We start from the raw sequence: 14,116 nt of genomic DNA, 5'->3' as shown, positions 1-14,116 counted from the left end.
CCCGCCGGACCGACGAGGACAGCACCCAGGCGCTGTTGAGGCTTCAAACGGATCCGGACAACGAGAACCCGGCGACCAGGGCCGCGACCAGCCAGGTGAAGCCGGTCGTGCCGGCGCCGAGCGCCCGCGCGGCGAGCACGGCCGCCTCCCCCGCCACGATCAGCGCCAGACCTGGCGCCAGCAGACGGAGGGAGGCCGTCGTGGTGGTACGCACCTAGATCGCGGTCCGGCAGATCGAGAACCGGCCGGAGCCGCTGCTGCCGCAGGTGACCGAGTAGTAGTAGCCGTCGGAGCACTTGCGTCGCGTGCTGGTGGTGCTGCCGCCGGTCCAACGCCACGCGTTGCGGCCGGCGCAGGTGTCGGCGTAAGAGGTGTAGTTGATGCTGACACAGGTGCCCGAGTAGCCGTCATCCCGGTGCCAGCCACTCGTGCAGTTGTCGGAACCGTAGTACGCGGTGGGGGGCACGCAGACCGTGCTCGCGTTGATGAATCCCTTGCAGGTGTCGTGGTAGGTCTTGTAGACCACGGCCGCCGCGCTGCGCGGCCGGGCCCCCGGCAGCAGGTCCAGGGCGCCGAGCCCGGCCGCCGTCGCCACGCCGAACGCCATGCCGAACATCCGCCTGCGGCTCCAGCGTTCCTTGACCGGGGCCACATGGGACGGGAGCGCCGCTTCGGGTGGCTCCTGCGCGCTCGGTATCTGGTCGAGGATCGATCTCTTCTGGCCGGCCATGGTCACGGCTGTGTTTCCCTTCGTCTCAGTACTGTTCGTTCGACGACGTCCACCAGCGCGTCGCCGGACCCCAGCGGGGCCGTGAACACCACCAGCCCAGCTGCGTCGACGATGAGGAGGGCGGGCGCGTAGGGGACGGTCACGGACCGCCAGATCGCCGGGTCCTTGATCACCCGAACCTCCGCGGGGAGGCTCTTGTCGAATCCCGGATCGTCGGAGACCACGGCGAAGGAGTGGTCCCCGGGCAGCTCGGGAGCCAGCTTGCCGACGGCGAGCAGGACATCCTCACAGGTCGAGCACTGCCGGTTGACCTTGACGACGAGGGTCGTGCCGTTCGGGGTCGTGACGGCGGACCGTACCTGTTCGTCCTGTCCCGCGCCGAAACGTACGCCGACGCCGTTGTAGGTGGCCATCTCCAGCTCGCGAACCCGGCGATACAGGCCCGCCCCGGCCGCGAACAGCAGGGCGACGAGTATGCCGAGCACGATGACCGCGGCTGACGTCGGGTCCACTCAGGCCGTCCAGGCGAGGCGCTTGATCTTGGTCAGGAAGTCGGCGGCGGACTCCTCCGGTGCGATCCCCTTCGCGCGGACCGAGACGCCCGGTTGTGATTCGCGGGGGGCGTCCCACGGGGTCAGGGTCACCACGGCCGAGTCGGTGACCATGAGCAGCGGCTGCGTCTGGGAGTCCGGCGCGGCCTCCAGGCGCCAGATCTCACCCGCGGGGGCCTCGTAGCCGCGCCACTTGGGGATCTGCTTCGCTCCCGCCTGCTTCGTCTGGACGTGCAGGGTTCCGACGCCCGCGATGGTCTGGATGTAGAGGGCCATCGACAGGTCGAACCGCTGCCCGGCATCGGCGGTCAGGCCCTCGGGAGTGTCGGTCCAGGCCACCCTGGTGAAGGTCTCGACGATGTCCTGCGACTCCCACATGGGGGCGTAGAACATGCCGTGCGCCATGTGCCAGGGCCCGAGCCAGGCTGCCCATCGGGCGTCCTGAGGGGTCTTGCAGTCGTAGATGACGAGCTCGCCGCCGGCCAGGGAGAAGCGCTCGCGTTCGCGCCCGCCGACCGAGAACACCGCCGAGCCGAGCGAGGACTTCGGGGCGAGTTCGAGTGCCCATACGTCGGCCGTCGTGTTACGGCTCCCGTATTTAGGGAGGTAGCGCACGTGACCGCACCATGAATGCAGGGCGTCTTTGTCGGCGTCTTCGACTTCTAGTTGAATGATGGAGTTATCGACCGCGCGGACTGTGGATAAATGTGCCATACAGCTGTCCCTTGTCGAATGACCAATAATGGGATTAGGGGCTGCCTGGGCGCAGTGTTTCATGATCGAACCGGGCGGTCAAGACCTGTCTACCAGGGGTTGTAAAGTGCCTGATCATGAGCCTCGCGGCCCATCGGATGAAGGCCCGTAATGGGTTCTCCACGCCAAAGGCGGGCCGGAGGAGTGGCGAATTGCGCGCGCCGGAAATCGCATGGGCCATTCCCGCCGATGGGGCTGCTTTCGCGGGCGATCCCGCCTCGGAAAGGCGGTGGGTCACCGCGCCGTGCGGGCGAGCACGCCCAGCGGGTCGGCCAGCAACTCGGAGAAGCCGAGTTCGGAGGCGCCGACCAGGGTGGCATCGTCTCCCAGCGCCGAGATGCGCAGCCGTACTCGCTCCCGGGCGACGGGCAGCGCGTTGGTGGCTATGCGGGCGCGCACCTGAGCCGCCGCGCCCGGGTACATCTCGCGCAGCATCCCACCGAAGATCACCATGCCGGGGTTGAAGAGGTTGCAGAGGTTCGCCACTCCGATGCCGAGCCAGTCGCCTACGTGCCGCAGCGCGCCCTGAGCCACCGGGTCGCCACGGTCGGCGTCGTCCACCACGGCCCGCACGGCGTCACGGCCGAACCACTCGGCGGGCCGGCGGGCCGCGTCGAGCAGGGCCCGCTCGCCGACCTCCGCCTCCAGGCAGCCATGTGAGCCGCACCCGCAGGGGCGCCCGTTGTACGGGTTGACCACCATGTGCCCGAGCTCGCAACCGTATCCGCTGTCGCCGTCCAGCAGTTTGCCGCCGACGATGATGCCGCCGCCCACCCCGACGTCTCCGTGTAAGTAGATCAGGTTCTGGCGGCCGAGGCCCGCTCCGCGCTGCTGTTCGGCCAGTGCGCCGAGATGCGCCTCGTTGCCCACCGGCACCGGCAGGCCGAGATCGAGCCGGCGGCCGAGCTCGGTGCCGAACGCCTGGTCCACCCAGCCCATGTCGGGCCCGAAGCGCACCATGCCGTCGCCGGGCCGGATCATTCCGCAGTACGACGCGCCGACGCCGACACACACCGACCCCGGCGGCGCCGCCTGGTGCAACTGCTGACCGAACTGGGCGAGCACCTTGACCACGCAGTCGAGGTCGGCCCCGGCGCGCGGCCGGACCGCCTCCCTGCGGTCCAGCATGATCCCGCCCAGCGCCACCCGGGCGGCCACCAGCCGGTCCACGGCGACGTCGAAAGCCAGCACGTACACCCGGCTGGAGTCAGGCCGGACCACCAGCGACGGGCGGCCCGCCCGGCCGGTCTCCGTGGGAAGCTCCTCGCGGACCAGGCCCGCCGCGGTGAGCTCCGCCGTCAGCGCCATGATGGTGCTGCGGTTCAGCCTCATCCGCTCGGCCAGCGCCGCGCGGGAGAGCGAGCCGCTCAGGTGCACGTGTCGGAGCAGGGTGCCGACATTGTGCCGGCGGATCTCCTCCTGGCCCAACCTGACCTCCGAAACCGTCTGGCCACTCAGCTGGAAAAAGCGTGTCTGAACCGGACGATACTCCGGTGGGCCGCGACCGGGAGTCCCCGGCGGCACGCCCCATCAGAACCGTCAGCGGACGATCGGACCAGGACGTCGGTGGGGCGGCTCCAGCCGAATGCAAGATCACTCCAAGTCGCGTCTCCTACCGTCCTGGCCATGCGAAAGACACTCGTCATCAGTGGAGTCCTGGCCTTCGTGATCGGCGCGGCCGTCCCGGCCTCGGCGCAGGCGGCCTCGGCCTCCCGCATCCATTGGGGCCCCGTCACGTCGTCGGCGGGACACTCCGGCCAGGCCAGGGCCGACGTCTGGATCACCGACTTCAGCGCCGAGACGTTCGCCGTGTACGGCAAGCTCTACGACCGCGACGCTCACCGGGGCCACTGCGCCTACCTCCGTGCCCGCTTCCACTACGCGGGCGGTGGCACCGGATGGAGCCGGCCTCGCACGACCTGCTCGGCCAAGAGCTCCTTCCGGCTCACCTCGGACGGACAGATCAGGCGGGTGGACGTCAAGGTCTGCCTGTACGACTCCCATCGGCGCAAGACCGTCAGGTGCCACGCCGACGCCATCAAGCCCGAGATCATCGCGAACTGGCCCCAGTGACCAGGTCGCGGCGGGGCATCCTCGGGGGATGCCCCGGTGATCAGCTGAAGATGGCTTATTGGCAGGGATAGCAGATCAATTCGGGATACTCTGCCGGGCGTGCGCCGATTGATCACCTCCCGTGGGGTATGGCTCGCGCTCGGGGCCGCCGTGGTGGCGGCCACGGTCGTCGTGATCGTGCGTTCTCGGACGCGTCGGTGGCCGGTCCACGAGGATGAGGCGGCTGCCGTGACCTCGCTTCCGGTCCGGGCCGAGAGCGGCCCCGTGTCGCCGTGGCCTCCGGTCCCGATCCTCGGCACCCCCACCCCCGAGGATCTCGCGCGTTACGCCGCCAGGCCGCCAGCCTTCGACGGTAGCGCCGTCACCGCGATCTTCGGTCGTGACGAGCCGAGAGAGCCGCTGGACGAGGGCTTCCGCCGCCGCCTGAAGCGCTGGGGCATCGCCGGATTCACGCTCTTCGTGCTGGCTGTCGCCACCCAGGCCGTCGAATCCGCGGTCTACTCCAAAGAGCCGGAGGGAGCGGTCGTCGTGGAGCCCTACGGGTGGCCCCCGGACGACTTCCACGAAGAGCCGTGCCTTGCCTCTTCGTGCTCTGGGTCTGAGTTCGGGTTGCGTGCCCGACTCGAACCAGCCCACCCATGAGCGATGCCGTCGATCCCAGGACCGGTCAGTGGCACCGGAGGCCCATGCCCGGGCCGTCGCCTCGGAGCGCGATGGACGCGTCCGGGCCGCCGTGCTCCAGCCAATGAGTCTCAGGCGGTAGCGGGTGGCTCCCGAAGCGGTCGACCAGTCGCCACGCTCGTCGCGGTGACCAGCCAGAGCCCCGTCGGGAGCCGGTAGCCTGCGCCGGGCTCACGGAACCGGCCGAGCAGCCGGGTCGCCGCCGCCCGCGCGGCGGCCTGCCCCGGTGGCGCGGTCGCACGGTACGCCGCCCCGGCGGGGCCCATCTCGATGAGCCATTCGGCCACGGCGTCCGGCTCGTCGGGGGCGTCCAGGGTGACCTCGTGCGGCTCGATCGCGATGGCGCCGAAGCCCGAGGCGCTCAGGACGCGCTCCAGCCGCGCCGGGTCGGCGAAGGCGAACGGGCCGGGCTCCTCGTCGATCGGCAGCGGCGCCAGCGCTCCCACGTGGGGCGCGGCGCCGAGCATGACCGCTGACAGCCACGGGTTGGAGCCTCCGTCACGGAAGACGGTCGCGGCGAGCCGGCCACCCGGACGCAGCGAACGCCGGATCGCCGCGCACCCTGCCTGCGGGTCGGCCAGCAGCATCAGCGCCATGCGGGAGAACGCCGCGTCGAACGGCGCCCCCGGCATGACCTCGACCGTCTCGATGTCGGCCGTGACGAACTCCAGGCCGGGATGCCGGTCGCGGGGGAATCGCGTGCGGGCGGCGGCCACCATCGGGGCGGCCAGGTCGACGCCGACCGCCGCACCGCCTGGACCCACCGCCGCCGCCAGCTCGGCCGTGGTGCCGCCGCAGCCGCAACCGACGTCGAGGATCCGCTCGCCCGGCCGCGCGCGCAGCCGGTCCACCGCCACCGCGCCCAGCGGCCGGCCGGTCCTGTCCTGCCGGTCGGCGTGACGGATCCAGCCGGGCGCGGCCCGGGCCCAGAAGTCGGCGTTACGGGCTCGGAGGGTCTCGATGCCGGCCATCAGAACGGCATTTCGGCGCCGTCGACGGAGACCGAGCGGAACCCCGCGGCCTTGCCGGGATCGAAGCCGTCGGCCTGCGCCGCCAAGCCGGCGGCCCGGATCAGCCGCTCCGACTGGAACCGGCGGAACGCGTCCTCGCTCTCCCAGATGTTGATGATCCGCCAGCCGCCCTCGGCCGGGCCGGCGACGTGGGCGAGCAGGCCGGGCGGCCGATCGGGACCCAGGTGCCTCTCCACCTGCCGGTATTCCTCCTCGCTGACCCTGGGCATCTCCTGGAGGACTCCGTACGGCATGGCACCCACCCCTTTGGATAGAGTAAAACTCCATCTAATAGAGCACTACACTTTGAGTGTGGCTGTCAAGAGGCGATACCAGTCGGCGCGAAGGCAGGATCAGGCCCGCCAGACCCGGCGGGCGATCCTCGACGCCGCGGCCAGGCTGTTCGTCGATCCCGGCTACGCCGCGACACCCCTGACCGCCGTGGCCGCCGAGGCGGGGGTCGCGATCCAGACGGTGTATGCGGTGTTCGGCAGTAAACGCCACTTGCTGTCTGAATTGGTCGACGTCACCATCGCCGGTGACGACGAACCGCTGAGCCTGCCCGACCGGCCCTTCGTCGCCGAGATCACGGCGCTCGCCGACCCGGTGGCCAAGCTCGCGAGATACGCCCGGCACCTCACCGAGACCCACGTCCGCCAGGCCGATGTGATGATCGCGCTGGCCGGGGCCGCGACCGCCGACCCGGACGCCGCCGCCATCTGGCGCAAGAACAGCGAGGAACGCCGGCGCGGCATGGGCATGCTGGCCGCCGACCTCGCCGCCACCGGCCGGCTCCGGCCCGGCCATGACGCCGACAGCGTGGCCGACGTCCTCTGGCTGGCCATGGACGTCCGCAACTACGACTGGCTCGTACGTCAGCGCTGCTGGAGCGTCGAAAGTTATCAGCACTGGTTCGTCGACACTGTGGCCGGCGCGATCCTCGACCGCGCGTAGCGAGCGACAACGACATGCGGTCGTGATCATTTCCGGGCATTATTGCCGCTCATGAAACTCGTGATCACATGTGTGGCCGGCGCGACCGTGCTTCTGGTGTCGTTACCCGCGCAGGCAGTGTCGAAGACCACCGAAGGCGCCGCCAAGAATCCCGTCTCGGCGCTCAAGGCGCAGCTCGTCGCCGGTCACGGCGTCCGCTTCACCGACGCCAGCTCGTTCGTCGGCAGCATCAACAAGGATCCTCTGGTCCACCGCACCGGAGTCGTCCAGTTCGGCAAGAAGGGCATCGTCGCCTCGGACGTGCGGGGAAGATTCGCCTCGCCGCTGTTCGAGGGGCACACCACCAAGCCCGAGCGGACGATCATGATAGGCAAGGACGCCTGGCGGTCGGGCGGGATCCTCGCCGAGGACCTCCCGAAGGGCAAGACCTGGTACAAGACCTACAGCATGTACAACGTGGGGACCGTCAGCAGCTGGTTCGGCCAGCTGGTGAGCCCGCTCGAGCCGGCCACGCTGGCCGCGCTGGTGAAGCACGGCAAGCGCAGCGGCTCCTCCTACCGGGGCACGATCACCTTCGACCAACTCTCCGACATCTCCCCCTGGTTCAGGGGGACGCTGGGGATGACGCGTCCGAACGAGGCCACCATCACCTACACCCTCAAGGTCGACCGCAGAGGGCTGCCCAGCAGGCTGACCACCTCGTGGCTGGCCACCGACCTCGCGGCCATCCCCGCCTGGGACGAGAAGACGGTCGTGACCGAGACCCGCTACACCGGCTGGGGCGCGAAGGTGTCGGTCAAGCGGCCGCCCGCGAACCAGGTCACCGGCAAGCTCAAGGACTAGCGGCCGGCGCGCGTCAGCTCGCCTGGAGACTTTCGTGGAGCCGGACGGCGAACTCCTCCGGATGGGAGCCGAACCCCCCGTGGTCGCCGGGGAAGTCGACGGTCCGGGTGCCCAGCCGCTCGGCCAGGGCGACGGCGACCCGGTAGGGCGGCTCGCCGTCCGAGGCGACGCCCACCGCGGGGAGCACCCGCACCCGGGACGCCCGCAGCGCGTCGAGGTCGGGGACGTACCTGGAGAACGGCGGCACCTCGTAGCCGATGAAGAACTCCATGTTCGCGCCGAGGCGCGCCATCATCGCCATCGTCTCCGGATCGGGCTCGCTCGCCGTGCCGCCTCCCGGGATGCGGCCGGAGCCCTCCTCGTCCGGCTCGGCACCCTCCGTCGGCCCGCCGTCGCTCATCTGGAGGCCCTCGCTGAGGACCTGGCCCGCGGCCTCGGCCCCTTCCTTGCGGAAGGCCTCCTCCACGTCCCGCATGACCACCCGCCAGTGGTCGCGGTCGGGCAGCAGCTCGAACATGGACGGCTCGTGGGCCACCAGGGTGCGCACCTGCTCGGGATGACGGGTGGCCAGCTCCACGCCGATCACCGCGCCGGAGCTGTTGCCGAAGACGTACGCGGGAGCCGCCGCCGTGACGCCCGCAGCCGACAGCACGCGATGCGCGTCGTCGCCGTGGACCTCGATGCTCTGCGGCTCCGGTGGACCGTCGAGCGGGCTGCGCGAGTTGCCGCGCCGGTCGTACCTCACCACCGTGTAGCGGTCGGACAGTTGCCTGGCCAGGGCGGCGTAGCCGGCGGCGTCGTAGACCCCGCCGCAGATCAGCAGCAGCACGGGCCCGGACCCGTCGACCTCGTAGTGCAAGTTCGCGCCGGGCACTGTCAGGGCGTTCATCATCTTCTCTCCTTGATGGGCACAGTTGATCACAAGGTGGGGGACTGCCGCGGGTTTCGCGGCCGGTCACAGGGGAGTCAGAGCCCGGTTCAGGCTCTCGACGTCTCCTGACGACGTTTCAGACACCGGTCGCGTCCCGGCGCAGCGCCAGCCGGAGCAGGACGGCGAGGGTGAGGAAGAGGACGACCCCGATCACCGCCACCGAGTTCACCGCCGTGGTGAAGGCTTCGCCGGCGGCGCGGAGCAGGTCGTCGCCCGCTTCGGGGGGCAGCCGCTCGGCCATGGCCGCGGCGGTGGCGATGTTCTCCCGGGCGGCGTCCGGGGCGGTCATCTGCTGCCGGTAGACGGCCGCCCCGACGCTGCCCAGCACGGCCAGGCCGAGCGTGGAGCCGAACATGTTGCTGGTCTCCGACAGGGACGCCGCGGATCCGGCCTTTTCCGGCGGGGCGGATCCGACGACCAGGCCGGTGCCCAGCACGAACAGCGGTCCCACGCCGAACGCCGCGATCGCGGCGCCCACCACCACGGGCACGAGCGAGTCGGCGCCCGCCTGGACGAGCAGGAGCAACCCGAGCGCCGACAGCGAGAGGCCGGCCACCATGGTCGTGACGGGCTTCAGCCGGCGCACCACCAGCGGGGCGAGCAGGGTGCCCGCCGCGATGCCGAGGCCCGTGGGCGCCTGCCACAGACCTGCCTCGCCGGGCGCGAGCCTGATCACGCTCTGGATGTACTGGGTGGACAGCAGGCCGGTGCCGGCCAGCGCGGCGGAGGCGATCATCATGGCGGGCAGCGCCGCCCGGATGGCGGGAAGCGCGAACAGCGACAGGTTCAGCAGCGGATCCTCCAGCCGGAACTGCCGGCGGACGAACACCACGCCCAGAGCGAGCCCCACGGCGATCGCTCCGGCGGCCGACGTGCCCGCGTCGCCCGCCGCCAGCTCCTTGATGCCGTAGACGACGGGCAGGACGGTGGCCAGCGACAGGGCGACGCTGGCGAGGTCGAGCCGGCCGGCGGTCGGACTGCGGTACTCGGGCAGCAGGAGCGGGCCGGCCACCAGCAGCAGGCACATCACCGGCACGCCGAGCAGGAAGACCGACCCCCACCAGAAGTGCTCCAGCATCAGCCCGCCGACGACCGGCCCGAGAGCGGCGCCGCCGAACTGGCTGGTCGCCCAGAAGGAGATCGCGACGCCCCGCTGGCGCTCGTCGGAGAACATGTTGCTGATCAACGCCAGCGTCGAGGGCGCCAGCGTGGCCCCCGCGACGCCGAGCAGGGCCCGCGCCACGATCAGCATCTCGGCGCTGGTCGAGTACGCCGCCATGACGGACGCGGCGGTGAACGCGGCGGCCCCGATCAGCAGCAGCCTGCGCCGGCCGACCCGGTCGCCCAGGGTTCCCATGGTGATCAGGAACCCGGCGACCATGAACCCGTAGACGTCGGTGATCCAGAGCTGCTGGGTGCCGCTCGCTCCCAGGTCGGCGCTCAGATGCGGCAGTGCCAGGAACAGCACGCCGATGTCCAGGGCCACCAGCAGGGTCGGCAGGATCAGCACGCCCAGCCCGGTCCACTCCCGCCAGCCTGCTCGCCGGCCGGTCTCGGCCGAAGGCGCGTGTCGCATGATGGAGTCCTTCCTCGGTCACACGTTCGTGCCTGTGAGGCACCTGTTGTGACCGGGTCGGACCAGGCGGCCGCGTCTCGACATGAGGGCGCGTCTCGACATGCGGCCGGAATATGCCACCGCCGCCGGCGAGATCCCAGACGGAGGAGACGGGCTCAGCCGGCGCGCTGGTCGCGGGCCTGCGCGAGCAGCTCGAACGAGCGCAGCCAGACCTTCCGGTCGGGCGCGGAGGAGACGGCGATCAGCTCGTCGGCCTGCGCGTGTTCGGCGAACCGGTCGAGGTAGTCGGTCACCTCGGCCGGAGTGCCGACGGCCGAGTAGGTGGTCATCTGGAGGATCTGCCGTCCCGCCGGGGATTCGAGGATGTGGTCGGCCTCCTCCGGCGTGAACGTCCGGCCCCGGCCGAGCAGCAGGCCGACCCGGCTCCGCTTCGTGGCCAGGAACTGCTCCTGCGCCTCGGCCGCGGTGTCGGCCGCGATGACGTTGACGCCGGCCATGACGTACGGGTGATCGAGCTGCCTTGACGGCTTGAAATCGCGGCGGTAGAGGGCGACGGCCTCCTCCAGCGCGTTCGGCGCGAAGTGGGAGGCGAACGCGTACGGCAGCCCGAGGGCGGCGGCGAGACCGGCGCCGAACAGGGAGGAGCCGAGGATGTACAGCGGCACGTCGGTGCCCTTGCCCGGCGTCGCGTCGACGCCCGGGATCCGCGACTCGCCCGTCAGGTAGCCCTGCAGCTCCAGGACGTCCTGTGGGAAGCCGTCGGCCGACGCCGGGCTGCGGCGCAGTGCCCGCATCGTCTGCTGGTCGCTGCCCGGCGCCCGGCCGAGACCCAGGTCGATGCGGCCGGGGTGCAGGGACGCGAGGGTGCCGAACTGCTCGGCGATGGTCAGCGGCGAATGGTTGGGCAGCATGACGCCGCCCGCTCCGAGGCGGATCGTCCGGGTGTGTGCTGCCACGTGGGCGATGAGGACGCTGGTCGCCGAGGAGGCGATGGTGGGCATGTTGTGGTGCTCCGCGTACCAGATCCGCTTGTATCCCCACTCCTCGGCGCGTTGGGCCAGAGTCACGCTGGCCCGCAGGCTGTCGCCCGCCGTCTCTCCCTCGCCGATGTGCGCCAGGTCAAGAATCGAGAGGGGAAGAGCCATGGGGAACAAGCCTTTCGCGGTGGACCAAGAGGAGCCGGGTGGGGCATTCACCTCGCCATGGGCCGTACAACCGCGGTGGCTTACCGGATATTTCGCCTGGTGCCGGATTCGGTGCGGAGGTCGTACCAAGCGAACTGCGGCGGCGGGCCGATTGGGCCCCTCGCATGGGAAAAGGCGCAGGCGGGAAGGGGGAGGTGCAAGGTACGACAGGTGGTCAGGAGGCCGGCATGACTGCTTCGCGGAGCATCTTCCGCCGCAAACCGGTTGAGCAGATCGCCGGCGAGCACGAGGGAGAGCTGGAGCGGACGCTCGGTCTGTGGCAGCTCACCGCGATCGGCGTCGGGGGCATCATCGGGGCGGGCATCTTCGCGCTCGCGGGGGCGGTCGCCAACCAGACGGCCGGCCCGGCCGTGGTCCTGTCGTTCCTCATCGCCGGAGTGGCCAGCGCGGCGGCGGCCTTCTCCTACGCGGAGTTCGCCGGGATGATCCCGAAGGCCGGATCGGCCTACACCTACGGCTACGCGGTCCTCGGCGAGATCGTGGGCTGGTTCATCGGCTGGGACCTGCTGCTCGAATACACCGCCATCGTCGCGGTCGTGGGCATCGGCATCTCCGGCTACTTCGGCTTCCTCGTCCAGAACCTCGGCTTCACCCTGCCCTCCTGGATGCTCGGCGCGCCGGGCACCGGCGACGGGCATGTGGTCGACCTGTTCGCGGTGGTCCTGTGCCTGCTGATCGCCTACCTGCTCAACCTCGGCATCAAGACGGCGGCCAGGTTCGAGACGTTCGTGGTCGCGGTCAAGGTGGCCGTGGTGCTCCTGGTGATCGTGGTCGGCTTCTTCTACGTCAACACCGCCAACTACACCCCGTTCTTCCCGTTCGGCATCGGCGGGGCCATCACCGGCGCGGCCACCGTGTTCTTCGCCGTCTTCGGCTACGACGCGATGAGCACCGCGGCCGAGGAGTCCAAGGACGCCCGCCGCCACATGCCCAAGGCGATCATGTATTCGCTGGTCATCTCGATGGTGCTCTACGTGCTGGCCACGCTCGTGCTCACCGGCATGCAGAACTACCGGGAGATCGACCCGGAGAGCGGGTTCTCCTCGGCGTTCGCCTCGGTCGGCCTGTCCGGGCTGGCGTCGGTGATCGCGGTCGGCGCCATCGTCGGCATCCTGACCGTGATGTTCACCTTCATGCTCGGCGTCACCCGGGTCTGGTTCTCCATGAGCCGCGACGGGCTGCTGCCGATCTGGTTCGCCAAGCTGCATCCCGTGCGCCGGGTGCCCACGCGCGTCACCTGGATCGTGGGCATCGGCTCGGCGCTGATCGCCGGGTTCCTGCCCATCCGGGAGGCCGCCGAGCTGACCAACATCGGGATCCTGCTGGCCTTCGTGGTGGTGTGCGTAGCGGTGATCGTGCTCCGCTACCGCCGCCCCGACCTGCCGAGGGAGTTTCGTACGCCCTGGATGCCGGTCGTGCCGGCCGTCGGGGTGATCTTCTCGCTCTGGCTGATCACCTTCCTCGACCCGGTCACCTGGCTCCGCTTCGCGGTCTGGTTCGTGCTCGGCCTGATCATCTACTTCGCCTACAGCCGCCGCCACTCGGCGCTCGAACCGTAGACCCGATCGGCGGAGGCGGGACGCCGGATTGGGCGAACTGGCTTCGCACGCCAAGCATGGACGGTTAGTGTCACTCCGGACACGAGGAGTGATGATGAGCAAAGTTGCGCGGGCCGTGGTGTTGAAGGCCGAGCTGGTCCACTTCGCCACGTCGGGCAGGTTCGGCCGTGAGCTGGGCGCGGTGCTCGACCGGTTCTACGCCGACGGGCCGCCGGCGGACGAGGCCGCCGCCTTCCTGCCCGTCGACTTCTTCGCCCACCAGCACCGGCTGCCGTCGGGCGAGACGGTCGTGGACCGCTTCGTGGCCGAGCGGGCCGGGCTCGACCGGTCCGACGTGGAGCTGCTGCTGAGCTGGAAGACCGTGGTCGAGGGAGTGTTCGAGGTGCGGGCGGTCGACGGGCCGGCCGTGCTGCTGTTCAACCTGGTCGACGAGCTGGTCTACCGGGCGTTCTCCAACCTGGGCGAGGCCGCCTTCGAGTCGTTGACGCCGGGCATGCACCTGGTGGGCAGGCTGATCCCGCTCGGGGCCGACTGGCTGATCAGCGGCACTCCGGCGGTGCACCCCGCGGAGGCGCGCGAGACGCTGGGGTCCGTGGCCGCGCACGTGGCGCTGGCCAATCCGGCGTGGGTGTTCCGCAACCCGGTGCTGCTGGCCCAGGCCCGTGAGACGCAGCGAGAGCAGCGCCGCTGCTTCGTCGGCTACTTCGGCACCGACCTGGTCGTGCTGGAGGGGGCGGACGTGGCCGCGTTGATGCGGGCCTACCTGGCCTACCAGGCGGCGCGGCTGGGCGGGGAGCCGCCGGAGGCGCTGGAGCTGCCCGAACGCGTGACGTCGGCCGACACGGTGGCTCTGATCTTCGATGAGCTGGGTGGGCTCGGCTACCACGTGGACTTCGGCAGGCTGGAGGAGGTGTTCGAGGACCCCCGGCTGATCGTCAGGCGTCAATACCGCGAGCTGCTGACCACCTACCTGCGGGACGAGTCCGTCTCGCCGGTGCCGATCGAGCGGCTGGCCGAACGCGATCCCGCGAAGGCGGGGGCGGTGTTCGCCGGGCTGCTCAACCGGAAGGGGTTCGACTGGGAACGCAGTGGCGAGTTGCTGCTGCGAACGCACAAGCCGGGCTACTTCAGCGAGCCCCCGCTGCCCACGGTCACCCCGATGACCGCCGCGATCGCCGAGCACCTGCGAGCCCCGGCCGGTTAGTCCCGCATCCGAGGGATTGACTGCATGCGACTACTCGTGTTTGAGT

16 protein-coding genes are annotated in these 14,116 nt (G+C 70.4%); 6 read left to right on the top strand and 10 right to left on the bottom strand.

Translation table 11 applies throughout. From position 1 onward, the window contains the following. Positions 1 to 43: 43 nt before the first annotated feature. The 5 genes from AC5L3X_RS07670 to AC5L3X_RS07650 all read right to left on the bottom strand — a co-directional run bounded on the left by AC5L3X_RS07670 (position 44) and on the right by AC5L3X_RS07650 (position 3,462). Complete coding sequence (locus tag AC5L3X_RS07670) at positions 44 to 214, bottom strand: hypothetical protein (protein ID WP_189127877.1); 171 nt, start codon at positions 212 to 214, stop codon at positions 44 to 46. Next, entirely contained in the window at positions 215 to 730 is a 516-nt protein-coding gene (locus AC5L3X_RS07665) for a hypothetical protein (protein ID WP_494855980.1), read from the bottom strand. Positions 731 to 732: 2 nt separating this feature from the next. After that, the gene (locus tag AC5L3X_RS07660; RefSeq protein WP_189127879.1) at positions 733 to 1,242 is read right to left on the bottom strand and encodes a hypothetical protein; all 510 of its coding nucleotides are present in this window, start codon (positions 1,240 to 1,242) and stop codon (positions 733 to 735) included. Further along, positions 1,243 to 1,896 carry a hypothetical protein gene (locus AC5L3X_RS07655; protein ID WP_189127880.1) on the bottom strand — a complete coding sequence of 218 codons (654 nt, stop codon included), beginning with the start codon at positions 1,894 to 1,896 and terminating at the stop codon, positions 1,243 to 1,245. It lies immediately after the preceding gene. A 372-nt stretch (positions 1,897 to 2,268) separates the two neighbouring features. Further along, positions 2,269 to 3,462 (bottom strand): ROK family transcriptional regulator, encoded by a 1,194-nt coding sequence (locus tag AC5L3X_RS07650; RefSeq protein WP_494855977.1) that lies wholly within the window; start codon positions 3,460 to 3,462, stop codon positions 2,269 to 2,271. 198 nt (positions 3,463 to 3,660) lie between these two features. On the opposite strand from AC5L3X_RS07650, the gene AC5L3X_RS07645 reads away from it, so the two are divergent. Both AC5L3X_RS07645 and AC5L3X_RS07640 read left to right on the top strand, forming a co-directional pair. Then, the gene (locus AC5L3X_RS07645) at positions 3,661 to 4,107 is read left to right on the top strand and encodes a hypothetical protein (RefSeq protein WP_494855975.1); all 447 of its coding nucleotides are present in this window, start codon (positions 3,661 to 3,663) and stop codon (positions 4,105 to 4,107) included. A 99-nt stretch (positions 4,108 to 4,206) separates the two neighbouring features. Further along, entirely contained in the window at positions 4,207 to 4,749 is a 543-nt protein-coding gene (locus AC5L3X_RS07640) for a hypothetical protein (protein ID WP_494855974.1), read from the top strand. A 110-nt stretch (positions 4,750 to 4,859) separates the two neighbouring features. Here AC5L3X_RS07640 and AC5L3X_RS07635 read toward each other — a convergent pair whose 3' ends face one another. Then, positions 4,860 to 5,759 carry a class I SAM-dependent methyltransferase gene (locus AC5L3X_RS07635; RefSeq protein ID WP_494855973.1) on the bottom strand — a complete coding sequence of 300 codons (900 nt, stop codon included), beginning with the start codon at positions 5,757 to 5,759 and terminating at the stop codon, positions 4,860 to 4,862. Beyond that, positions 5,759 to 6,052, bottom strand: a complete 294-nt coding sequence (locus tag AC5L3X_RS07630; protein ID WP_494855972.1) for a hypothetical protein — start codon at positions 6,050 to 6,052, stop codon at positions 5,759 to 5,761. Before AC5L3X_RS07630 ends, AC5L3X_RS07635 begins: the two co-directional genes overlap by 1 nt. 58 nt (positions 6,053 to 6,110) lie before the next feature. Between AC5L3X_RS07630 and AC5L3X_RS07625 the strand changes: the two genes are divergently transcribed. Further along, positions 6,111 to 6,752: a TetR/AcrR family transcriptional regulator gene (locus AC5L3X_RS07625; protein ID WP_494855971.1), complete on the top strand. Its 642-nt coding sequence runs from the start codon at positions 6,111 to 6,113 to the stop codon at positions 6,750 to 6,752. A 51-nt stretch (positions 6,753 to 6,803) separates the two neighbouring features. Then, on the top strand, positions 6,804 to 7,595 hold the full coding sequence (locus AC5L3X_RS07620; protein WP_494855970.1) for a hypothetical protein: 792 nt from the start codon (positions 6,804 to 6,806) through the stop codon (positions 7,593 to 7,595). Positions 7,596 to 7,608: 13 nt separating this feature from the next. On the opposite strand, the gene AC5L3X_RS07615 is transcribed toward AC5L3X_RS07620, so the two are convergent. The 3 genes from AC5L3X_RS07615 to AC5L3X_RS07605 form a co-directional block, all read right to left on the bottom strand. After that, complete coding sequence (locus AC5L3X_RS07615; protein WP_494855969.1) at positions 7,609 to 8,484, bottom strand: alpha/beta fold hydrolase; 876 nt, start codon at positions 8,482 to 8,484, stop codon at positions 7,609 to 7,611. A 118-nt stretch (positions 8,485 to 8,602) separates the two neighbouring features. Beyond that, a complete protein-coding gene (locus AC5L3X_RS07610) occupies positions 8,603 to 10,102 on the bottom strand; it encodes an MFS transporter (RefSeq protein ID WP_494855967.1) in 1,500 nt (499 codons plus the stop codon). A 155-nt stretch (positions 10,103 to 10,257) separates the two neighbouring features. Further along, complete coding sequence (locus tag AC5L3X_RS07605) at positions 10,258 to 11,247, bottom strand: LLM class flavin-dependent oxidoreductase (protein WP_494855965.1); 990 nt, start codon at positions 11,245 to 11,247, stop codon at positions 10,258 to 10,260. A gap of 227 nt (positions 11,248 to 11,474) precedes the next feature. On the opposite strand from AC5L3X_RS07605, the gene AC5L3X_RS07600 reads away from it, so the two are divergent. Together AC5L3X_RS07600 and AC5L3X_RS07595 are read left to right on the top strand one after the other, a co-directional pair. Continuing rightward, positions 11,475 to 12,866 carry an amino acid permease gene (locus tag AC5L3X_RS07600; protein WP_494855963.1) on the top strand — a complete coding sequence of 464 codons (1,392 nt, stop codon included), beginning with the start codon at positions 11,475 to 11,477 and terminating at the stop codon, positions 12,864 to 12,866. A 94-nt stretch (positions 12,867 to 12,960) separates the two neighbouring features. Beyond that, on the top strand, positions 12,961 to 14,070 hold the full coding sequence (locus tag AC5L3X_RS07595) for a hypothetical protein (protein ID WP_494855961.1): 1,110 nt from the start codon (positions 12,961 to 12,963) through the stop codon (positions 14,068 to 14,070). Positions 14,071 to 14,116 lie beyond the last annotated feature (46 nt).

It is taken from the genome of Nonomuraea sp. CX421, from assembly GCF_059358955.1.
This window is presented reverse-complemented; position numbering and strand designations above follow the sequence as displayed.